Source organism: Pseudorhodobacter sp. E13 (assembly GCF_003991405.1).
Lineage (GTDB): Bacteria > Pseudomonadota > Alphaproteobacteria > Rhodobacterales > Rhodobacteraceae > Pseudorhodobacter.
In genome coordinates this window covers 40,146-60,632 of record NZ_RPEN01000149.1, presented here as the reverse complement: position 1 = coordinate 60,632, position 20,487 = coordinate 40,146, and the positions used below count along the sequence as shown (strand labels likewise).

19 protein-coding genes are annotated in these 20,487 nt (G+C 63.0%); 16 read left to right on the top strand and 3 right to left on the bottom strand.

Going from position 1 to position 20,487, the window contains the following annotated elements:
• The first annotated feature begins 2 nt into the window (after positions 1–2).
• From tolR to folD, 12 genes are all read left to right on the top strand, one after another.
• On the top strand, positions 3–473 hold the full coding sequence (tolR, locus tag EGN72_RS05635) for a protein TolR (RefSeq protein ID WP_127045674.1): 471 nt from the start codon (positions 3–5) through the stop codon (positions 471–473).
• Positions 474–482: 9 nt separating this feature from the next.
• Positions 483–1,637: a cell envelope biogenesis protein TolA gene (locus tag EGN72_RS05630; protein ID WP_127045673.1), complete on the top strand. Its 1,155-nt coding sequence runs from the start codon at positions 483–485 to the stop codon at positions 1,635–1,637.
• Complete coding sequence (gene tolB / locus EGN72_RS05625) at positions 1,634–2,971, top strand: Tol-Pal system beta propeller repeat protein TolB (protein ID WP_127045672.1); 1,338 nt, start codon at positions 1,634–1,636, stop codon at positions 2,969–2,971. Before EGN72_RS05630 ends, tolB begins: the two co-directional genes overlap by 4 nt.
• A gap of 85 nt (positions 2,972–3,056) precedes the next feature.
• Entirely contained in the window at positions 3,057–3,584 is a 528-nt protein-coding gene (gene pal, locus EGN72_RS05620; protein ID WP_127045671.1) for a peptidoglycan-associated lipoprotein Pal, read from the top strand.
• 6 nt (positions 3,585–3,590) lie between these two features.
• Entirely contained in the window at positions 3,591–4,406 is an 816-nt protein-coding gene (ybgF, locus tag EGN72_RS05615) for a tol-pal system protein YbgF (protein WP_127045734.1), read from the top strand.
• Between the two features lie 38 nt (positions 4,407–4,444).
• Positions 4,445–5,674, top strand: coding sequence for a tRNA lysidine(34) synthetase TilS (gene tilS, locus EGN72_RS05610; RefSeq protein ID WP_255417427.1), 1,230 nt, complete (start codon positions 4,445–4,447; stop codon positions 5,672–5,674).
• 74 nt (positions 5,675–5,748) lie between these two features.
• On the top strand, positions 5,749–7,656 hold the full coding sequence (gene ftsH / locus EGN72_RS05605; RefSeq protein ID WP_127045669.1) for an ATP-dependent zinc metalloprotease FtsH: 1,908 nt from the start codon (positions 5,749–5,751) through the stop codon (positions 7,654–7,656).
• 216 nt (positions 7,657–7,872) lie between these two features.
• On the top strand, positions 7,873–8,646 hold the full coding sequence (locus tag EGN72_RS05600) for a methyltransferase domain-containing protein (RefSeq protein ID WP_127045668.1): 774 nt from the start codon (positions 7,873–7,875) through the stop codon (positions 8,644–8,646).
• Between the two features lie 6 nt (positions 8,647–8,652).
• Entirely contained in the window at positions 8,653–9,258 is a 606-nt protein-coding gene (locus tag EGN72_RS05595) for an MOSC domain-containing protein (RefSeq protein ID WP_127045667.1), read from the top strand.
• A gap of 333 nt (positions 9,259–9,591) precedes the next feature.
• On the top strand, positions 9,592–11,268 hold the full coding sequence (locus tag EGN72_RS05590; protein ID WP_127045666.1) for a formate--tetrahydrofolate ligase: 1,677 nt from the start codon (positions 9,592–9,594) through the stop codon (positions 11,266–11,268).
• Between the two features lie 83 nt (positions 11,269–11,351).
• Positions 11,352–11,666 carry a chorismate mutase gene (locus tag EGN72_RS05585; protein WP_127045665.1) on the top strand — a complete coding sequence of 105 codons (315 nt, stop codon included), beginning with the start codon at positions 11,352–11,354 and terminating at the stop codon, positions 11,664–11,666.
• Positions 11,663–12,553 carry a bifunctional methylenetetrahydrofolate dehydrogenase/methenyltetrahydrofolate cyclohydrolase FolD gene (folD, locus tag EGN72_RS05580; protein ID WP_127045664.1) on the top strand — a complete coding sequence of 297 codons (891 nt, stop codon included), beginning with the start codon at positions 11,663–11,665 and terminating at the stop codon, positions 12,551–12,553. Before EGN72_RS05585 ends, folD begins: the two co-directional genes overlap by 4 nt.
• Before the next feature lie 36 nt (positions 12,554–12,589).
• Here the strand turns inward: folD and EGN72_RS05575 are convergent, their stop codons facing one another.
• The 3 genes from EGN72_RS05575 to EGN72_RS05565 form a co-directional block, all read right to left on the bottom strand.
• Positions 12,590–13,003, bottom strand: coding sequence for a PaaI family thioesterase (locus EGN72_RS05575; protein ID WP_127045663.1), 414 nt, complete (start codon positions 13,001–13,003; stop codon positions 12,590–12,592).
• The gene (gene pdeM, locus EGN72_RS05570; protein ID WP_127045733.1) at positions 13,000–13,659 is read right to left on the bottom strand and encodes a ligase-associated DNA damage response endonuclease PdeM; all 660 of its coding nucleotides are present in this window, start codon (positions 13,657–13,659) and stop codon (positions 13,000–13,002) included. The genes EGN72_RS05575 and pdeM overlap by 4 nt, the downstream gene beginning before the upstream one ends.
• 248 nt (positions 13,660–13,907) lie before the next feature.
• Positions 13,908–16,310 carry a ligase-associated DNA damage response DEXH box helicase gene (locus EGN72_RS05565; protein WP_127045732.1) on the bottom strand — a complete coding sequence of 801 codons (2,403 nt, stop codon included), beginning with the start codon at positions 16,308–16,310 and terminating at the stop codon, positions 13,908–13,910.
• 85 nt (positions 16,311–16,395) lie between these two features.
• Between EGN72_RS05565 and EGN72_RS05560 the strand changes: the two genes are divergently transcribed.
• The 4 genes from EGN72_RS05560 (at position 16,396) to EGN72_RS05545 (ending at position 20,428) form a co-directional block, all read left to right on the top strand.
• Entirely contained in the window at positions 16,396–17,208 is an 813-nt protein-coding gene (locus EGN72_RS05560) for a TIGR00282 family metallophosphoesterase (protein WP_127045662.1), read from the top strand.
• A 242-nt stretch (positions 17,209–17,450) separates the two neighbouring features.
• Positions 17,451–19,229 carry an SLC13 family permease gene (locus EGN72_RS05555; RefSeq protein WP_199743706.1) on the top strand — a complete coding sequence of 593 codons (1,779 nt, stop codon included), beginning with the start codon at positions 17,451–17,453 and terminating at the stop codon, positions 19,227–19,229.
• Positions 19,230–19,240: 11 nt separating this feature from the next.
• Complete coding sequence (locus EGN72_RS05550) at positions 19,241–19,588, top strand: hypothetical protein (RefSeq protein WP_127045661.1); 348 nt, start codon at positions 19,241–19,243, stop codon at positions 19,586–19,588.
• A 99-nt stretch (positions 19,589–19,687) separates the two neighbouring features.
• Positions 19,688–20,428 (top strand): YebC/PmpR family DNA-binding transcriptional regulator, encoded by a 741-nt coding sequence (locus EGN72_RS05545; RefSeq protein ID WP_127045660.1) that lies wholly within the window; start codon positions 19,688–19,690, stop codon positions 20,426–20,428.
• Positions 20,429–20,487: the final 59 nt, after the last annotated feature.

Genomic DNA, 20,487 nt, shown 5'->3' with positions numbered 1-20,487 from the left:
CCATGGGCGCAGGGGTCATGAAAAAATCGGGCGGCGGGCGGCGCGGGCGGCGGCGGGGCAAATCTGCCGCGATGTCCGAGATCAACGTCACGCCCTTTGTCGACGTGATGCTGGTGCTGCTGATCATTTTCATGGTCGCGGCCCCGATGTTGACCGTGGGCGTGCCGATCGAATTGCCGAAAACCGCTGCGACCGCGCTTCCGACCGAACAGGAAGAGCCGCTGACGATCACCATGGCCGCCGATGGTCGGTTGCTGATCCAGAGTCAGGAAGTGGCGGATGCCGATCTGATCCCGAAATTGCAAGCCGTCGCGGCCGAGCGGACCAGCGACAAGATTTTCCTGCGCGCCGATGGGACTATTCCCTATGCCCGTGTGGCGCAGGTGATGGGGGCGCTGAATGCAGGCGGGTTCCGCAATATCGGGCTTGTAACCGATACGGACGGGCCGTCTTTTGGCGCGTCGGGCGGCTAGGCTGACGTGATGGACAAGGGGATTCTCTTTTCAGGCATCGGACATGTCGGCCTGATCCTGTGGGCGTTGATTGGCGGGTTTTTCATCCGCCATGATGAGGCCCCCGAGATTGCAGTGACCGAAGTGTCGTTGTTGTCGAGCGCCGAGTTTGAGGCGATTCAGGCGGCATCGCCCACGGCCCCGGCACCGGAGGCCCCGCAAACCGATATTGCAACGCCCACGCCCGTGACCCCGGCCGAGGAAACCCCGGCACCGACCCCGCAGCCCGAAACGCCGCCGGTTGTGACGCAACCGCCACCGCCGCGCCCCGAGCCGGAGCCTGCGCCGGAAGCCGCCCCCGATGTGGTCGAAACCGCGCCCGAGCCTGTGCCGCAAGCGCCCGAAGACCCCACGCCCCCCGCACCTGTGGCCGTGGATGAGCCGCCGGTTCTTGCGCCGACGGTCAGTTCGCGCCCGCGTCCGAAACCGGCCGATCGTGTGGCCCCGCAGCCCACCGAAGCGCCTGCGCCGGATGCGGTTGTGGCCCCTACACCGGCCCCCGCCGTGACGCCAGAGGCGACACCGGACGCGGTTGTGGTCGAAGAAGAAAAACCCGAAGCCGCGCAACAGGAAGCAGGCACCGAGCTTGCGACCGAGGCCAACAAGGCCGAACCGCTGGCGCCTTCGGCCTCGTCCCGCCCGAAACCGCGCCCTGCGCGCCGGGCCGAGGCGGCGCCGACTGACGCGCCCGCAACGCCCACCACCACCCCGGATGTGCCGCGCGATGCGATTGCCGAGGCCGTGGCCGCCGCCACCGCAGGCGGTGCCGCGACCGAGGCCCCCGCGACCGCCCCCAGCGGCCCGCCGATGACCGCAGGCGAGAAAGATGCGCTGCGTGTAGCGGTGCAGGCTTGCTGGAACGTCGGCTCTTTGTCGTCCGAGGCGTTGCAAGTCACGGTGACGATTGCGGTGGCGCTGGGGCAGGATGGCAAGCCCGATATCGGCTCTATCACCATGACGGAATTCACCGGCGGATCGGAAGGTGCCGCGCGTCAGGCCTTTGAGGCAGGGCGGCGGGCTGTGATCTTGTGCGGTGCCAATGGCTTCCAACTTCCCCCTGACAAATATGATCAGTGGCGTAACCTGGAACTTGTCTTCAACCCGGAGAGAATGAGGATCAAATGACCTATCAGAGACCCTTCGGCCTATTGCTTGCGCTTGGCTTGATGTTTGGCGGGCTGGTTGCAGCCCCGGTGGTGGCGCAGAACGGCCCGCTTCGGATTGAAATCGTCGAAGGCGTGATCGAGCCTTTGCCCTTTGCCGTGCCCGATTTCGTGGCCGAGAACGGGGCTGCGGGCGAATATGCCAAGAACCTTGCGCGGGTGATCGCGTCGGATCTGTCGGGCACCGGATTGTTCCGGGAAATCCCGGCCAGCGCCCATGTGGGCCGGATCAGCAGCTTTGACGCACCGGTGGCTTACGGCGATTGGAAAGCGATCAACGCGCAGGCGCTGGTCACGGGCGCAGTAAGTGCGAGCGGCGACCGCATCGTGGTGAAATTCCGCCTGTTCGATATTTTCTCGGGTCAGCAGATGGGCGAGGGGCTGCAATTTGCCGGCACCACGCAAAGCTGGCGGCGCATGGCGCATAAGGTGGCCGATGCGGTTTACAGCCGGATCACCGGTGAGGGCGGCTATTTTGACAGCCGTGTGGTCTTTGTTTCGGAAACCGGGCCAAAGAACCAGCGGGCCAAGCGTTTGGCGGTGATGGATTACGATGGGGCCAATGTGCAATATCTGACCGACAGCCGTTCTATCGTGCTGGCCCCGCGCTTTTCGCCTTCGGGGGATCGTATCCTGTATACATCGTATCAGTCGGGCTTTCCGAAGATCTACCTGATGGATGTGGCATCGGTGCAGGCCCGCGCCTTGGGCGACCAGCCCGGCACCATGACCTTTGCGCCGCGCTTTGCGCCGGATGGGCGGACAGTGGTGTTCAGCCTTGAGCAGGGCGGCAACAGCGACCTTTACACCGTGGATACCAATTCCGGCACCTTGTCGCGGCTGACCAATGCGCCCTCGATTGAAACCGCGCCGGATTACAGCCCGGATGGCAGCCGTATCGTGTTTGAATCCGACCGGTCCGGCACCCAGCAGATTTATGTGATGTCGGCAGGTGGCGGCGAGCCGCAGCGCATTTCCAACGGTCCGGGCCGCTATTCCACCCCGGTCTGGAGCCCGCGCGGCGATCTGATCGCCTTTACCAAGCAGCATCAGGGCCGGTTCCACATCGGCGTGATGCGGGTTGACGGGTCGGAAGAGCGGTTGCTGACCGCCTCGTTCTTGGATGAGGGCCCGACATGGTCGCCCAATGGTCGCGTGATCATGTTCACCCGCGAAACCGCTGGGGCGGCGGGGCAATCCTCGTTGTATTCGGTGGATATCACGGGGCGCAACCTGCGCCCGGTCAGCAGCGATGGCGCGGCATCGGACCCGTCGTGGTCGCCGCTTCTGCCGTAAAATTATGTGATGATTGCCCGATTCACAGGGCAGTCCAAACCTGTTACTGTGGTCGTAATCAGGCCAATAAACAAAGGACGGAATGATGTCTTATCTACCAAAGGCGATGTGGTTGATCGCGATGCTGGGCCTTGCGGCCTGTAACAACCCCGACCGTTTTGGCGCTGGTGGCGCTGGCGGGGCCGGGGGTGCCGGTGGCGCTGGCGGGATTGACAGCACGGGTCTGGGCGGTGCGGATGATCCGCGCTCTGTGGCCTATTTCCAGCAGACGCTGGGGGATCGCGTGTTCTTTGCCGTGGATCAAAGCACCCTGTCCGATGAGGCCCGCGCAACCCTGACGGGGCAGGCGCAATGGCTGCAAACCAACAGCGATTACGCGCTGATCATCGAAGGCCATGCCGATGAGCAGGGCACCCGCCAGTATAACCTTGCACTCGGCGCGCGCCGTGCCTCGGCTGCGCAGAACTTCCTGATTTCGCAAGGGGTTGCCGCAAGCCGTATCCGCACCGTGTCTTATGGCAAGGAGCGCCCGGTAGAGGTCTGCTCGACCGAGGATTGCTATAGCCGCAACCGCCGTGCGGTGACGGTTCTGTCGCTGGGCGCAGGTAGCTAAGCCATGATGCGCGCGGGTGTTACGGCAGCAATCATACTGGCGGTCTGGCCGCTGGCAGGGTTTGCGCAGGACCGCGCGCAAACCCTGGCCGATATTCGGCAGGAACTGACGGTTCTGGGCGGGGCCGTGCAGGGGCTTCGGGCTGAATTGTCGACCACAGGCCCGGCAAGCGGCGGCTATGGCGGCGCTTTGCTGGACCGGGTCGACACGATCGAAGCCGCGCTTGCGCAATTGACGGCCAAGACCGAAAGCCTTGAGTTCCGGCTTAATCAGGTGGTCACGGATGGCACGCGGCGGGTCAATGACATTGAATTCCGTCTGGTAGAGCTGGAAGGCGGCGATCTGAGCCAGGTGGGCCAGGCCCCGCCCTTGGGGGGCACGGCACCGGCCACGGCGCCCGCTGTGCAACCGCCCGTCATTCCCGGCGGCACCTCTCTGGCAACCAATGAGCAAGCGGATTTTGACCGGGCCAAGGAGGTGCTCGGTCAAGGTGACTTTCGCAGCGCCGCGGACCTCTTTGCGACCTTTGCCCAGACCTATACGGGTGGGCCCCTGACGGCCGAAGCGCATTTCTATCGCGGTGAGGCGCTGTCGCAACTGGGCGAAACATCCGAAGCGGCGCGGGCATGGCTGGAGGCGTTTTCCGGCGATATGACCGGGGCGCGGGCCGCCGAAAGCCTGATGAAAGTGGGCAAGGCGCTGGGTGAATTGGGCCAGGGGCCAGAGGCCTGCGTGACCTTGCAAGAGGTCGGCGTGCGCTTTCCCGGCGATCCGGCGGCGGTTGAGGCTGCGAATGCGGCGTTGGGGCTGGGGTGCCAGTAGGCGACGACTGGCCGCTGCAATTCGGGCAGGACGCGGTCTTGGCCCATTTTGCGCAAAGCGCCTTATCGACAGAACGAAACCCCACCCGAGTCGCTGTTGCGGTTTCGGGTGGTTCTGATTCTATGGCCGTGCTGCATCTGATGGCGGCGGTGGCGGCGCATGAAGGGTTTGCGCTATGGGCCGTCACGGTCGATCACGCGCTGCGCCCCGAGTCGGCAGCAGAAGCGGCGCAGGTGGCGCAGATTTGCGCCGGGCTGGGCGTGCCGCATGCGGTGCTGCGCTGGCAGCATGGCGCGGTTGCGGGCAACCTGATGGAAGCCGCGCGCAAAGCCCGCTATGGCCTGATGGCCGATTGGGCGGCGGGGCAAGGCATTTCCCATATTCTGCTGGGCCATACGGCGGATGATCAGGCCGAGACATTCCTGATGGGCCTTGCCCGTGGGGCCGGGATTGACGGGCTGGTCGGCATGCGCAGGCATTGGGACGAAGGTGCGGTTCGGTTCTTGCGCCCGTTTTTGGTGGTGTCGCGCGCGGATTTGCGGGGATATCTGACACGGCAAGGCGTGGCGTGGATCGAAGACCCCAGCAATGACAATGACCGCTTTACCCGCGTCAAGGCGCGGCGGGCGCTGCGGGCCTTGAAGCCTTTGGGCATTACCATTGACCGTTTGAATGGCGTGATCGTCAACCTCCTGGAGGCGCAAGGCGCAGTGCAGGCCGCCACCGCAGACGCCGCCAAAAGGCTGTGCCGTAGCAGTGAAGCAGGCGAAGTGATCTTTGACCACAAGCTGTGGCGGCATGAAGGTGGCGAGGTGCAGCGGCGCGTGCTGATCGCGGCGCTGCGCTGGATTTCGGGCGCGGGCTATGCGCCGCGCGGGTCGGGCGTGTTTCGCGCCATGATGGCAATTGCGCAAGGTAGGGATACCACTTTGTCGGGATGCCGGATCAAGCTATCAGATGCGGTTTTTCGCGTGATGCGCGAACCCCGCGCGGTGGCAGGACTGGTCGCGCCGCCCGGCGCGCTGTGGGATGGGCGCTGGCAGGTGGAGGGCCCGTTTGAACCGGGCCAAGAGCTGCGGGCCTTGGGGGCGGACGGGTTGCGCCAGTGCAAGGATTGGAAGGCCACCGGGCATAGCCGGGATTCGTTGCTGGTTTCGCCCGCTGTGTGGTATGATGGCACCCTGATCGCCGCCCCAATCGCAGGCTATGGGGCGGATTTCAGCGCGCGCATTGTCGCGCCTTTCACTGATTTTATACTATCGCATTGAACACCCGGAACTTATGGCTATCTTATGCGCAAAGCTGCGGCCCGTTCCGGCCCGGCGCGTGAAGGAGAAACTTCGTGGGAAATGCACGAAATATCGCATTCTGGGTCATCCTGCTGGTCTTGATCCTGGCTTTGTTCAACCTGTTCAGCGGCGGGCAGACGAATATGTCGCAACGCTCGGTGTCTTATTCCGACTTTGTGGAGCGGGTTGAGGCAGGCGAGGTTGCCAGCGTGACGCTGGACGGGGAAATGATTTTGGTCCGGGGCACCGATGGCAAGGATTATTCCGTCATCAAGCCGCAGGGCGAGGAAATCACCGACAAGCTGATCGCCAAAGACGTGGACGTTGTGGCCAAGGCGCAGGAACAATCGGGCTTTTTCAGCCTGCTAAGCCTGTGGTTGCCCTTCCTCGTGCTGATCGGCATCTGGATTTTCTTCATGAACCGGATGCAGGGCGGCGGCAAAGGTGGTGCGATGGGCTTTGGCAAATCCAAGGCCAAGCTGTTGACCGAAAAGAATGGCCGCGTGACCTTTGACGATGTGGCCGGCATTGATGAAGCCAAGGAAGAGCTTGAAGAGATTGTGGAATTCCTGCGCAACCCGCAGAAGTTCAGCCGTCTTGGCGGCAAAATCCCGAAAGGCGCTTTGCTGGTTGGCCCGCCCGGCACCGGTAAAACCCTGCTGGCCCGTGCGATCGCGGGTGAGGCGGGCGTGCCGTTCTTCACCATTTCCGGCTCTGACTTTGTGGAAATGTTCGTGGGTGTAGGCGCAAGCCGCGTGCGCGACATGTTCGAGCAGGCCAAGAAAAACGCCCCCTGCATCGTGTTCATCGACGAGATTGACGCCGTGGGCCGTGCGCGTGGCGTCGGTATGGGCGGCGGCAATGACGAGCGGGAGCAGACGCTGAACCAGCTTCTGGTGGAAATGGACGGGTTTGAGGCGAATGAGGGTGTGATCATCGTCGCCGCCACCAACCGCAAGGACGTGCTGGACCCGGCGCTGCTGCGCCCCGGCCGTTTTGACCGCCAGATCCATGTGCCGAACCCCGATATCAAGGGCCGCGAAAAGATTCTGAACGTGCATGCGCGCAAAGTGCCGGTTGGCCCTGATGTCGATCTGCGCATTATCGCCCGCGGCACGCCCGGCTTTTCGGGTGCGGACCTTGCCAACCTTGTGAATGAGGCCGCGTTGATGGCCGCCCGTGTAGGCCGCCGTTTCGTGACCATGCATGACTTTGAACAAGCCAAGGACAAGGTGATGATGGGGGCAGAGCGGCGCTCTATGGTGCTGACCGCCGAGCAGAAAGAACATACCGCCTATCACGAGGCAGGCCACGCGATTGTGGGCATGGCGCTGCCGAAATGTGACCCGGTATACAAGGCCACGATCATCCCGCGCGGTGGCGCCTTGGGCATGGTGATGAGCTTGCCGGAAATGGACCAGCTGAACATGCACAAGGATCAGTGCAAGCAGCGCATCGCCATGACGATGGCCGGCAAAGCCGCCGAGATCATCAAATGGGGCGAAGAAGGCGTGTCCAACGGCCCCTCGGGCGATATCATGCAGGCCAGCGGTTTGGCGCGGGCGATGGTGATGCGCTGGGGCATGTCGGACAAGATCGGCAATATCGACTATTCCGAGGCGCATCAGGGCTATCAGGGGCAAACCGGTGGTTTCTCGGTTTCTGCCGATACCAAGAACCTGATCGAGGAAGAGGTGAAAGCCCTGATCGACGAAGGCTATGAATTGGCCCGCAAAATCCTGCTGGAGAAATCCGAGGAGTTTGAGCGGCTGGCGCAGGGCCTTCTGGAATATGAAACGCTGACCGGCGATGAGATCAAGAAAGTCGTGGCCGGTGAAAAGCTGGGTGGCGATGATGAGGGGGATAAACCCTCGGGCGGGGAGCCTGCGTCGGTTGTGGCAATCCCTAAGACCAAGCCCAAAGCCAACAAAGGCGGGATGGAGCCGGAACCCTCTGCCTGACCTGCCTCTCCAGACCCAAGGAAAACGCCGCGAGCCTGTCTCGCGGCGTTTTGCGTTTGGGGGGCGGCGCGCATCGGAGAAACCCCGCGCATTTGCATAGCCCACCGGGAAAGCGTTTGCTTTGCCCCGCGCGGCGCGGGATATATCGGCCAGTGGCGGGCGGTTTGCCCGGACCCAAGGCGCAATGCGGTGTTGACGTTTAACGAGAGGTTGAGGATGACCGGAACCGATTGGAACCCCGAACGCTATGGCCGCTTTCGCGACCTGCGGTTGCGCCCGGCGCTGGACCTTTTGGCGCAGGTGCCGGACCTGCCCGAAGGCGACCTGATCGACCTGTGCTGTGGTGCCGGGGCGGTGGGGCCTGCCTTGGCGGCGCGTTTTGCCGGGCGGGCGCTGATCGGGCTGGACAGCTCACCCGCGATGCTGGCCGAGGCGCGCAAGACCGGGGCCTATCGCGATATGATCGAAGGCGATGTGACCCGCTGGCAGCCCAAAGCGCCTGTGGCCCTGCTGTTTTCCAACGCCGCCTTGCATTGGGTTGCAGGGCATGAGGCGCTGCTGCCGCGATTGGCCGCGATGCTGGTGCCGGGTGGGATGCTGGCGGTGCAGATGCCCCGGCAATCCGGCGCGCCATCGCATCGGTTCTTGCGCGATATCGCCGCCTCGCTTTTTGCGGATCGGTTTGACGATGTGCCGCAATCGCCGGTGCATACCGCCGTGAAATACTGGGAGATGATGGCCCCCCTGGGCGCGGTGACGGCATGGGAAAGCGAATATGTGCAGCGGCTGGAACCGCAAGGCGAAGGCCATCCGGTGCGTGCCTTTACCCAAGCGACCGTGATGCGCCCCTATCTTGACCGGTTGAATACGGATGAAACGGCAGCCTTTCTGAACGCCTATGACGCGGCACTGGGCGCGGCCTATCCATTGCTGCCGGATGGGGCGGCGCTGCTGCCGTTCCGGCGTGTATTTTTTACGGTGAAGGTGTAGCCAGCAATGCCCGCTTTGATGAAAACCGACTTTATGGGCACGATTGTCTGGCTGGGCTTGGTGCGCGACCGTGCTGCCCAACTGGCCAGCGCGCCGGTGGACCAGATCAACGCGCTGTTTTCAGGGCCAGAGGGCGAGGCGCATGGCGGGCTGACCCGCCCATCCTGTAGCCGGGTGCTGACGCAATATCCGCGCGGCACGCCCATTCGCAACACCCGGCAATTTGCGATTCTCTGCGCGGCGGAACTGGCCGCGATTGCCGCCGACATGGGGGTGGAAACCCTTGACCCGGCCCTGATGGGCGCGACCATGGTGATTGCGGGCATCCCCGATTTCACGCATCTGCCGCCGTCATCGCGGCTGCAAGCGCCAAGCGGGGCGACGCTGGTGGTAGATATGGAAAACCGCCCCTGCGTTCTGCCCGCCAAACCGATCGAGGCGATGCATCCGGGCAAAGGGGCGGCGTTCAAACCGGCGGGCAAGGGGCGGCGCGGGGTGACAGCTTGGGTAGAGCGCGAAGGCCTGCTGCGGCTGGGCGACAGCGTGACCTTGCACATTCCCGACCAGCGCGGCTGGCGCGGGTTACAGCAGGGACAAGACCCCCGCCGATAGCAGCAGGCCAAAGCCCAAGGCGGCATTGAAAACGATGGCGACAGGATGTTTGGACATCAGACTCTCCCAGGTTGCTTGGGGATATAACGCGGCCAAAGGGCTTTCCGTTCCCTTAACGCCGCGCCCGATTCAGGCGGGCCGCTAAAACCCTTGGTATATTCCCGGCCCCACGGCCCCGTTTTTCCCGATCCTGCGATGAATTCTCCTATCGGAAACCGAGGCTGGCGAATTTGGTGCGGGATGCGTCGGAAACGCCCTTTCTTGCCGCAAATGGACTGGCTACACCAATCTCAAAGCCCGATCAGGGCGCTGTCATGCAGGGAGCAACAGAAAATGGCGTTCAAGACCGATATCGAAATTGCACGGGAAGCCAAGAAGCGGCCGATCATGGAGATTGGCGAAAAGCTGGGCATCCCGTCCGAGCATTTGCTGCCTTACGGCCATGACAAGGCCAAGGTGAGCCAAGAGTTCATCGCCTCGCTTGCCGACCGCAAGAACGGCAAGCTGGTGCTGGTGACGGCGATCAACCCGACCCCTGCAGGCGAAGGCAAGACCACCACCACCGTGGGTCTGGGCGATGGGTTGAACCGGATTGGCAAGAAAGCGGTCGTCTGTATCCGTGAGGCCAGCCTTGGCCCGAACTTCGGCATGAAGGGCGGCGCCGCAGGGGGCGGTATGGCACAGGTGGTGCCGATGGAAGAAATGAACCTGCATTTCACCGGCGATTTCCATGCCATCACCTCGGCGCATAACCTTTTGTCGGCGATGATCGACAACCATATCTATTGGGGCAATGAACTGGCGATTGACGAGCGTCGCGTGGTCTGGCGCCGGGTGATGGATATGAACGACCGCGCGCTGCGCGATGTTGTCACCTCGCTTGGTGGCGTGTCCAACGGCTTCCCGCGCCAAACCGGGTTTGATATTACGGTCGCCTCGGAAGTGATGGCGATTTTGTGCCTGTCCAACGATCTGGCCGATTTGCAAAAGCGTCTGGGCGATATCGTGGTGGCCTACCGCCGCGACAAATCCCCGATCTATTGCCGTGATATCAAGGCCGACGGCGCGATGACCGTGCTGCTGAAAGACGCGATGCAGCCGAACCTTGTGCAGACGTTGGAAAACAACCCGGCCTTCGTGCATGGCGGCCCCTTTGCCAATATCGCACATGGTTGCAACTCGGTCATCGCGACCAAGACCGCGTTGAAACTGGGTGACTATGTGGTGACAGAGGCAGGCTTTGGCGCCGATCTGGGGGCCGAGAAGTTCATGAACATCAAATGCCGCAAGGCGGGCTTGGCCCCCGATGCGGTGGTGCTGGTGGCCACCGTGCGCGCGATGAAGATGAACGGCGGCGTGGCCAAGGCCGATCTGGGCGCGGAAAACGTGGATGCGGTGAAAAAGGGTTGCCCGAACCTTGGCCGCCACATCGGCAACCTGAAAAGCTTTGGCGTGCCGGTGGTGGTTGCGATCAACCATTTCGTCTCGGACACCGAAGCGGAAGTGCAGGCGGTGAAGGATTATGTGAAATCCCAAGGCTCTGAGGCGGTGCTGTGCAAGCATTGGGCGCAAGGCTCTGCCGGGATTGAGGATCTGGCGAAAAAGGTTGTGCAACTGGCCGAAAGCGGCGCGTCCAATTTCGCCCCGCTCTATCCCGATGACATGCCGTTGATGCAGAAGGTCGAAACCATCGCCAAGCGGATTTATCACGCCGATGAGGTGCTGGCCGACAAGTCGATCCGCGCGCAACTGAAGGCGTGGGAAGATGCGGGTTATGGGCATTTCCCCATCTGCATGGCGAAAACGCAATATTCCTTCAGCACCGATCCCAACCTGCGCGGCGCACCGACCGGCCATTCGGTGCCGGTGCGTGAGGTGCGGTTGTCGGCGGGTGCGGGCTTTATCGTGGTGATCTGCGGTGAGATCATGACCATGCCGGGCCTGCCGCGCGTGCCAAGCGCCGAGGTGATCCGCCTGAACGCGGATGGCAATGTCGAGGGGCTGTTCTAAACACATGGCGGGGCGTTTCGTCGTCTTGACCCCACTGGGTCTTCGGTCCAAAGCGGGGCCGGAACCAGAAAGAGGGGATCGCGATGAAACGCCCTGCCGATTGCATGACGATGCAGGACATCCGCGCCGAGATTGACCGGCTGGATGTGGCGCTGATTGGTCTGTTGGTGGAACGCGCGGGCTATATCGACCGCGCGGCGCAAGTGAAGGCCAAGGCGGGGTTGCCCGCCCGGATTGACGACCGCGTGGAACAGGTGGTCGCCAATGTGCGCGCCACGGCGGCGGCGCAAGGGCTTGCCCCCGATCTGGCGGAAACGCTGTGGCGGCAGTTGATCGAGTGGTCGATTGCCCGCGAGGAAAACCATTTAGGGGCCGATGCCCGAACGGAGACGAAATGAGCGCTGTGATCATCGACGGAAAAGCTTTTGCGGCCCGCGTGCGGGGGCAGGTGGCAGGCCATGTGGCGCGGCTGGTGGAAGAACATGGGATCAAGCCGGGGCTGGCGGTGGTGCTGGTGGGGCAAGACCCGGCCTCGGAAGTCTATGTGAAATCCAAGGGCAAGATGACGGTAGAGGTTGGAATGACCTCTATCGAACATAAGCTGCCCGCCGATACCGCCGAGGCGGATTTGCTGGCGCTGATTGCCAAGCTGAACGCCGATCCGAAAATTCACGGTATTCTGGTGCAGTTGCCGCTGCCGGCGCATCTGGATTCTGAACTGGTGATCAACAGCATTGATCCGGCCAAGGATGTGGACGGGTTTCATATTTCGAACGTCGGGCTGTTGGGGACGGGGCAGAAAAGCATGGTGCCCTGCACGCCGCTGGGGTGCCTGATGATGCTGCGCGACCATCATGGCAGCCTGTCGGGGTTGAACGCGGTTGTCGTCGGGCGGTCCAATATCGTCGGCAAGCCGATGGCGCAATTGCTGCTGGGCGATAGCTGCACCGTGACCATCGCGCATAGCCGCACCAAGGATCTGGCGGCGGTGTGCCGTGGTGCGGATATTCTGGTGGCGGCTGTCGGGCGGCCCGAGATGATTACCGGCGATTACGTCAAACCGGGGGCCACCGTGATCGACGTGGGCATCAACCGGATTGAGCGGGACGGCAAGACCAAGCTGGTGGGCGATGCGGAATTCGCAAGCTGCGCCGCTGTGGCGGGTGCAATTACGCCGGTGCCGGGTGGCGTGGGGCCGATGACGATTGCCTGTCTGCTTGCCAATACGCTGACGGCTTGCTGCCGCGCCAATGGCCTGCCCGAACCCGATGGTCTGACGGCCTGAGCCGCCAGCCCGGTTTGGGGTAAAGACCGGGGGCGGCTATGCCGGGTCAACCGCGATCATCGTGCCTTGCAGCACCGCGATGCAGGTTTCCACCCCCGCCTCCAGCGCAAAGACATCGGCGCGCACCACGCTCAGGCGGCGGCCTGCGCGCACCACTTCACCCCGCGCAATCAAGGCTTCGCCTTTTGCGGGGGCAAGCAGGTTGATCTTGGCTTCCACCGTCATCACCTCGCGCCCCGCAGGCATCAGCGACAGCGCGGCATAGCCCCCTGCGGTATCGGCCAGCGCAAAGGTCAGCCCGGCATGGCCAACGCCGTGCTGCTGATGCGCCAGCGGCAGGATCGGGGCGGTGATTTCCAGCTTGCCGGGGGAGAGCGCGGTGATTTTTGCGCCGAAAGTGGCCATCAGCGCTTGTTTGGCAAAGCTGTCATGGACGCGGGATTGGGTCATGCGGTGGCTCCGGTCAGGGGGAAGGCGATGGCTTTGGCACCGGTGAGGATGGCGAGTGCGGGGGCGTCTATCAGCGTTGCGATTGTGGGGTCATTGCACCACAGCCCCCCGGTATAGGTGCCATAGGCGGGCAGGATCAGCCGGTTGCGGCCCAGCACAAAGCAAGGGCGTGCGCGGGATGCAAGCCGGGCCTTGGGGTGGTAATGGCCCGAGATTTCGCCTGCCGCCCCCGGCTCCGCGATATGACGAAAGCAGAGCGGACCCAGCCGCAGCTCTGCCCGGTCGCTGCCGCCCAGATCCAGCGGGGCCGGGTCATGATTGCCCGCGATCCAGATCCAGTCCCGCCCGGCCATCAAGCGCAGGAGCCATTGACGGTGTGAGGCGTCCAACGCCGCGGCGCTGTGCATATCGTCGAAACTGTCACCAAGGCAGACCACCGTTTTCGGCGCGGTTGCGGCGATATCGGCATCAAGCCGGGTCAGGGTTTCGGCCACCTCATAGGGGGGCAGCAAGCTGCCGCCGCGCCGCGCGAGCCGGGCGGATTTGCCCAAATGCAGGTCAGCGACGCAGAGCAGGTTTTGTTCAGGCCAATACAACGCGCCCGAGGGCAGCGCTCTCAGGGGTTGATCGGCGAGTGAAAAGGCAAAGCTGGTCATGGCCGGACGGTGCCGCAGCCGGGGCAGGGTTGCAAGGGGCGGCATATGGTGGGGCGAATGATTGCCCCCATCGAGGGGGCGCACATTCGCGGCAATTGCCGGGGGGGGCGCGCTGGGGGCGGCGTTGCGGGCAGCTTTGGCGGTTTCAGGTATTTGGGCCAAGATGAAGGATGGTGCCGCGAAGGGGCGCGCGCGGTGCGCGGTTTTGGGTGGCAGCGACTGTGCGCTGCGCTTGCGGCTGGCCAGTTTCAGGCAGGGTCGGCCAAGCCGATTTCCGCCATGAGTTTTGCGGCCTCCTCCTCTAGCAGGCGTTCAACGGCTTTGCCGTCCACCGGCACCCGCCCGCGTTCCAGCATCAGCGGGAAGGCCAGTGGCGAGACGCGGGGCAGGGCGCGCAGGTCGATGCTGTCGTTGATGCGGGTCAGCATCTCTTCGATGCGGCCAAAATCGACCATGCCACGCATCGCCTCGGTCCGGGTGATGTGCAGCAAGAGGTGATCGGGATCAAAGCGGCGCAGCGTGTCATAGAGGATATCGGAGGAGAAGGTGGCTTGCCGCCCCGATTTGCGGCGGCCCTGATTTTGGCGTTCGATCAGCCCGGCGATGGTGGCGGCGTTGCGGAAGGTGCGTTTCATCACCGCATTGCCACCAAGCCAGGTTTCCAGCCCATCGCGCAGGTTATCAGGCCGCAGCAGGCTGTGCGGCGTCAGAACGGGGTCCAGCCCCCAGATCATTGTGGCGTAATCGGTGGCGACGAAGCCCAAGGGGGCGAGGCCTTCGTCCTCCATCCGTTTGGTGACGAGGAGGCCGAGGGTTTGTTGGGCGTTGCGGCCAGCAAAGCCGTAAAGCACCAGATATTCGCGCCCTTCATGCGGGAAGGTTTCCACCAGAAGGCGGCCCGGTTCGGGCAATTGGCTGTGTTGGCGCTGAAGGGCCAGCCAATGGGCGGTATGGGCAGGCAGGTTGGGCCAGTCGGTTTGTTGAAAAAGGCGCAGAACGCGGTCGGCAAGCAGGGTCGAGGTGGCGAATTTGGTGCCGTTGAACACGGCGACTTTCGGGGTTTTGCCGGGGCTGCGCGACACCTCGACCGTCAGGTCCCGGATGCCTTCATAGCGGACGATCTGGCCGCCGATCAGGAAGGTGTCACCGGTGGTCAGCGTGGCGGCAAAGCTTTCCTCGACCTCGCCCAAGGGGGTGCCGCCCATGCGGTTTTTCATCCGCACTTTCAGGGTTTCGGTGTCGATGATGGTGCCAAGGTTCTGGCGGATCACGGCGGCGCTGCGCGGGTCGCGCAAGCCCCATTTGCCGCCGCGCAGCATCAGTCGTTGCCATTTGTCATAGGCGCGCAGGGCATAGCCCCCGGTGGCGGTGAAATCGAGGCAGGCATCGAAATCGGCGCGGCTTAGGGTGGCATAGGGGCCGGCTGTGCGGACCTCGGTGAAAAGCTGGTCGGCGTCGAAGGGGCCTGCGGCCGCCGTGGCCAGAAGGTGCTGACAGAGCACGTCCAAAGGGCCGGGGCCGCGCGCCTCTCCATCCAGCGCGTGGGCCTGAACCGCCTCCAACGCTGCGACACATTCGACCACTTCGAAGCGGTTGGCAGGCACCAGCAGCGCCTTGGAAGGGGCGTTATAGCGGTGGTTCGCGCGCCCGATCCGTTGCACGAGGCGTTTGACATTCTTGGGCGCGCCGACCTGTATTACCAAATCCACATCACCCCAGTCGATGCCCAGATCAAGGCTGCCGGTGCAGACAATGGCGCGCAGGCTGCCTGCGACCATCGCCGCCTCTACCCGTTCGCGCTGTTCGCGCGACAGGCTGCCGTGGTGGATGCCGATGGGCAGGTTGTTCGAATTCTGCAACCAGAGCGCATGAAAGAACAGTTCCGCTTGCGCCCTTGTGTTGTGAAAGATCAAGGTGGTGCGATGCGCCTCTACCTGTTTGAGGATGGCGGGCAAGGCGTAATGCGCGCCACCCCCGGCCCAAGGGGGGGGCTCGGCGGTGTGCAGCATCTGGATGTCAGGCTCTGGCCCCGGATCGGCGGTCAGGATGTCGCAGCCCGTGGGCGCAAGGAACTGGGCCAGCGCGGGCGGGTCCTCAACTGTGGCGGACAGGCCGACGCGGCGCAGACCGGGGGCAAGGGTTTGCAGGCGGGCGAGTTGCAGCATCAACTGATCGCCGCGCTTGCTTTCGGCCAGCGCATGAATTTCATCCACGATCACCCGTTGCAGGCCCGCAAAGATGCGCGGCGCGTCCTCATAGCTCAGCAGCAGCGCAAGGCTTTCCGGTGTTGTCAGCAGAATATGCGGCGGGTCGGCGCGTTGGCGGCGGCGCTGGGTGTAGGTGGTATCGCCTGTGCGGTCCTCGACCCGGATCGCCAGCCCCGCCCCTTCGATCGGGGTGGAGAGGTTGCGGCGGATATCGGCGGCCAGCGCCTTGAGCGGCGAAATGTAGAGCGTGTGCAAGCCCGGCCCCGGTTTTGCCCCCAATTCGGCCAAGGTTGGTAGAAATCCGGCAAGGGTTTTGCCGCCGCCTGTCGGCGCGATGAGCAGGGTGGCGGGTTGACCCGCCGCGCTGAGCATCGCCTCTTGGTGCGGGTGCAGCGACCAGCCGCGGCTGTCGAACCAGTGGAGAAGGGGGGCGGGAAGCATCATCCCGCCAAGATAGGGCGCTGATTGGGGCAAGCAAAGGGCTTGTTTGCTCTTGCCCTTGGCCCCGCCGCCGCCTATGCGATATGGCATGAAAATACTCTTTCTGGGCGATGTGATGGGCCGTGCTGGCCGGGCCGCGATTACCGAGCGGTTGCCGGGTCTGCGCGATGAGTGGAAGCTGGATTTCGTCGTGGTCAATGGCGAGAATGCCAGCGGCGGCATGGGGCTGACCGGGGCGCATGCCAAGGGCATTCTGGATGCCGGGGCCGATTGCGTGACGCTGGGCGACCATGCGTTTGACCAGAAAGACATGCTGCAATTCATTGAAGCCGAGCCGCGCCTGATCCGCCCGCTGAACTATGCCAAAGGGGCACCGGGCAAAGGCGCGCGGGTGTTTGAGGCGCGCGGCGGGCGCAAGGTGCTGGTGGTGCAGGCCTTGGGTCAGGTGTTCATGAAGCGCCCCTTTGATGACCCGTTCTCGGCGGTGGAGGCGGTGCTGAAATCCTATCCCTTGGGCGGCATGGTCAGCGCCACCATCGTGGATATGCATTGCGAGGCGACATCTGAGAAGATGGCGATGGGGCACTGGTGCGATGGCCGCGCCAGCCTTTGTGTGGGCACCCATACCCATGTGCCCACGGCAGATGCGCAGATTTTGGAAAAAGGCTGCGCCTATCTGACCGATGCCGGCATGTGCGGCGATTATGACAGTGTGATCGGGATGGAAAAGCTGGAACCCATGCGCCGCTTTATCACCGGCATGCCCAAGGCACGGTTTGAGCCTGCGGCGGGGCCTGCGACGCTGTCGGGCGTCTATGTCGAAACCGATGACAAGACGGGCCGGGCGACCAAGGTGGCGATGATCCGCATCGGCGGGCGGCTACAAGAGGCGCGGCCCTAGCGGAAAGAAAACGTGCCCAGCACATGGCTTGCACCGATGTTTTTCCGGGCAATTTCAGGGGTGCGGAAAAACATCCGTGCGCCGGGAGGTCCGCTGCAACGCTCTTCCTATTTGCGGTGCTGCGCGCGTTTTGACCTATGGGTTCACCCCGCTGTGGTGCTAGATAGGGCGCAAGGGGCTTTCGCAGCCGCAGAATAACGGCGCAACCCCTTTGCCAGATGACGAGATAAAGGACTACATTCGTGTTCGGACTGGAATTGAGCCAAACCCTGCAAGCCTATGTGGCCATAGCGATTTTGCTGGGTATGCTGGTGCTGTTCATCCGCGAGGTCTTCCCCGTAGAGGTGACCGCGCTGGCCGGGGCGGCCTTGATGCTGGTCTTGGGGATTTTGCCGCAGGATGATGCGCTGCGGGTATTGTCGAACCATGCGCCTTGGACGATTGCGGCGATGTTCGTGATCGTGGGGGCCTTGGTGCGCACGGGCGCGCTGGATTGGGTGACGCGCCTTGCCGTGCGCAATGTCGAGGCCCGCCCTGTCATCACCTTGGCCGCGTTGACGGTGACCATCGTGCTGATGTCGGCTTTCATGAACAACACGCCGATTGTGGTCGTGATGATTCCGGTGTTCATGCAACTGGCCAAGCAGTTGAAACTCTCGGCCTCCAAGGTGATGATTCCACTGTCTTATCTGGCGATTTTCGGGGGCACGATCACCCTGATCGGCACCTCGACCAACTTGCTGGTTGATGGCGTGGCCCGCGATATGGGCATGGAACCCTTTGGCATTTTCGACATTTCCGGCTTGGGGCTGCTGATGTCAGCGGTGGGCGTGCTTTACCTGTTTCTGTTTGCGCGCAAGGCGCTGCCGGACCGCGAAAGCATGGGGATGCTGTTGGGCGACCGGTCAAAGATGAAGTTTTTCACCGAGGTTGCTGTGCCCGAGGAATCGGCGCTGATCGGCCAGAAGGTGATGGATGTCGACCTGTTCAAACGCGACAGCATGCGGGTGATCGACGTGTTGCGCGGCGATGCCAGTTTGCGCCGCGCGCTGGCGGGGGTGGAGTTGAAGGCAGGCGACCGCGTGGTTCTGCGCACACCGATGTCCGAGGTCTTGGCCCTGAAGGATAGCAAGGATTTGCGGCAGGTCGACAAGCTGTCCTCGGTCCAGACCGAAACGGTGGAGGTGCTGATCACCCCCGGTTGCCAGATGGTTGGCCGCTCGCTTGGGTCGATGCGGTTGCGGCGGCGCTATGGCGTTTATGTGCTGGCGGTGCATCGCCGGAACCAGAACATCGGGCGGCAGTTGGATGATCTGGTGGTGCAGGTCGGGGATACGCTGCTGCTGGAGGGGGCGGGGGCCGATATTCAGCGCCTCGCCGTGGATGTCGATCTGGTGGATATTTCGCAGCCCTCCGAACGCGCCTTCCGCCGTAAACATGCGCCGCTTGTGATTGCGGTGCTGGCGGGCGTGGTGGGCCTGTCGGCGCTGAACGTGGCCCCGATTGTGATCTTGTCCTTGATCGGGGTGGCGATTGTGCTTGTCACCCGCTGCATCGACGCGGATGAGGCCTTTGCCTTCATCGAAGGCCGTTTGCTGGCGTTGATTTTCGCGATGCTGGCGGTGGGTATGGGGCTGGACCATTCCGGCGCGGTGCGGCTCGTGGTGAATGCGATTGCGCCTTATATGTTGGGCTTGCCGCCTTTCGTGCTGATCTTTGCGGTTTACAGTCTGGCCTCGGTGCTGACGGAAATGGTGTCGAACAACGCGGTTGCGGTGATCCTGACGCCCATTGCGATTGGCTTGGGAACCTCTTTGGGGGTGGACCCGCGGCCCTTGGTTGTCGCGGTGATGTTTGGCGCCTCGGCCAGTTTCGCCACGCCCATCGGCTATCAGACCAATACGCTGGTCTATGGGCCGGGGGGCTATCGCTTCACCGATTTCCTGCGCATCGGTTTGCCGCTGAACCTGTTGATGATGGGGGTGATGAGCATGTCTATCCCCTTGTTCTTCCCTTTCTGAGGATGCTGAAAATGACCTTGTTTCGCTTTGCGCCGGTGTTGCTGTTGTTGGGGTGCGGGGTGGCGCAGCCCGTGCCGCAAGCCGCCCGGCTAAGCGCCGATCAGTTGACGGTGGTGATGTCGGATGGCAGCAGTTGCAAAGCCCCGATTGGCGCGGGCGAGATGCCGGGTTGCGGCGCGGGGCTGAGTTACCGCGTTGATCTGGTGCAAAACCCCAACCTGCTGCGCCGTGTGGTGGAAGGGGCCTTTGGCGCCTTGGGGGCCGAAGGCGCGCTGGCCCCCATGGCCGAGGTGACGCTGACCGATACGGCAGGCCGCAGCTATCGCTTCGTCTCGCCGCCGCCTGCCCCCAAGGAATAGCGGCATTCGCCTTATGCGCAAGGGCCGCGGGGTTGCGGATACGCCCCGCGCTTGTGTATAGGGCAGACACAGAGATTTCACACACCGGAGACCGGGTTCATGGCAGGCCATTCAAAATGGGCGAACATCCAGCACCGCAAGGGCAAGCAGGACAAGATTCGCTCTAAAATGTTTTCCAAGCTGTCCAAGGAAATTACCGTGGCAGCCAAGATGGGCGACCCGGATCCCGACAAGAACCCGCGTCTGCGCCTTGCCGTAAAGGCCGCGAAATCGCTGTCGATGCCCAAGGATGTGATCGACCGCGCGATCAAGAAGTCGCAAGGCGGCGATGCGGCGGATTATACCGAAATCCGCTATGAAGGTTACGGGCCCGCGGGGATTGCCATCATCGTTGAGGCGATGACCGATAACCTGAACCGCACCGCCAGCAATGTGCGCAGCTATTTCACCAAATGCGGTGGCAACCTTGGGCAGACCGGTTCGGTCAGCCATGGTTTTGACCGTGTGGGCGAGATTTCCTATCCCGTGGAGGCAGGTGATGCCGATACGGTGATGATGGCCGCGCTGGACGCGGGCGCGGATGATGTGGAATCGGATGATGAAGGCCATTGGATCTATTGCGCGATGGAGCAGTTGAACGATGTGTCGGACGCGCTGGAAAAGGCGCTGGGCGAGTCGAGCGAATCCAAGCTGATCTGGAAGCCGCAGGTTCTGACCGAGGTTGATCTGGACACTGCGCAAAAGCTGATGAAGCTGATTGATATGCTGGAAGAAGATGATGACGTGCAGGACGTCACGCATAACTTCGACATTCCCGAGGATGTCGCCGCGCAGCTTTAAGCGCTAGGCGTTCGGCCAAAGGCCCCCGGTCCGCGTGATCGGGGGCTTTTTCATGCGCT

Bases quoted from the DNA above. Each gene is read 5' to 3' on its own strand.
- EGN72_RS05630 (WP_127045673.1), top strand. From the start codon at position 483: ATGGACAAGGGGATTCTCTTTTCAGGCATCGGACATGTCGGCCTGATC.
- EGN72_RS05560 (WP_127045662.1), top strand. From the start codon at position 16,396: ATGAAAATACTCTTTCTGGGCGATGTGATGGGCCGTGCTGGCCGGGCC.
- EGN72_RS05595 (WP_127045667.1), top strand. From the start codon at position 8,653: ATGCCCGCTTTGATGAAAACCGACTTTATGGGCACGATTGTCTGGCTG.
- EGN72_RS05545 (WP_127045660.1), top strand. From the start codon at position 19,688: ATGGCAGGCCATTCAAAATGGGCGAACATCCAGCACCGCAAGGGCAAG.
- tolB (WP_127045672.1), top strand. From the start codon at position 1,634: ATGACCTATCAGAGACCCTTCGGCCTATTGCTTGCGCTTGGCTTGATG.
- EGN72_RS05575 (WP_127045663.1), bottom strand. From the start codon at position 13,003: ATGACCCAATCCCGCGTCCATGACAGCTTTGCCAAACAAGCGCTGATG.
- ybgF (WP_127045734.1), top strand. From the start codon at position 3,591: ATGCGCGCGGGTGTTACGGCAGCAATCATACTGGCGGTCTGGCCGCTG.
- pal (WP_127045671.1), top strand. From the start codon at position 3,057: ATGTCTTATCTACCAAAGGCGATGTGGTTGATCGCGATGCTGGGCCTT.
- tolR (WP_127045674.1), top strand. From the start codon at position 3: ATGGGCGCAGGGGTCATGAAAAAATCGGGCGGCGGGCGGCGCGGGCGG.
- EGN72_RS05590 (WP_127045666.1), top strand. From the start codon at position 9,592: ATGGCGTTCAAGACCGATATCGAAATTGCACGGGAAGCCAAGAAGCGG.
- EGN72_RS05565 (WP_127045732.1), bottom strand. From the start codon at position 16,310: ATGATGCTTCCCGCCCCCCTTCTCCACTGGTTCGACAGCCGCGGCTGG.
- pdeM (WP_127045733.1), bottom strand. From the start codon at position 13,659: ATGACCAGCTTTGCCTTTTCACTCGCCGATCAACCCCTGAGAGCGCTG.
- folD (WP_127045664.1), top strand. From the start codon at position 11,663: ATGAGCGCTGTGATCATCGACGGAAAAGCTTTTGCGGCCCGCGTGCGG.
- EGN72_RS05585 (WP_127045665.1), top strand. From the start codon at position 11,352: ATGAAACGCCCTGCCGATTGCATGACGATGCAGGACATCCGCGCCGAG.
- EGN72_RS05600 (WP_127045668.1), top strand. From the start codon at position 7,873: ATGACCGGAACCGATTGGAACCCCGAACGCTATGGCCGCTTTCGCGAC.
- EGN72_RS05550 (WP_127045661.1), top strand. From the start codon at position 19,241: ATGACCTTGTTTCGCTTTGCGCCGGTGTTGCTGTTGTTGGGGTGCGGG.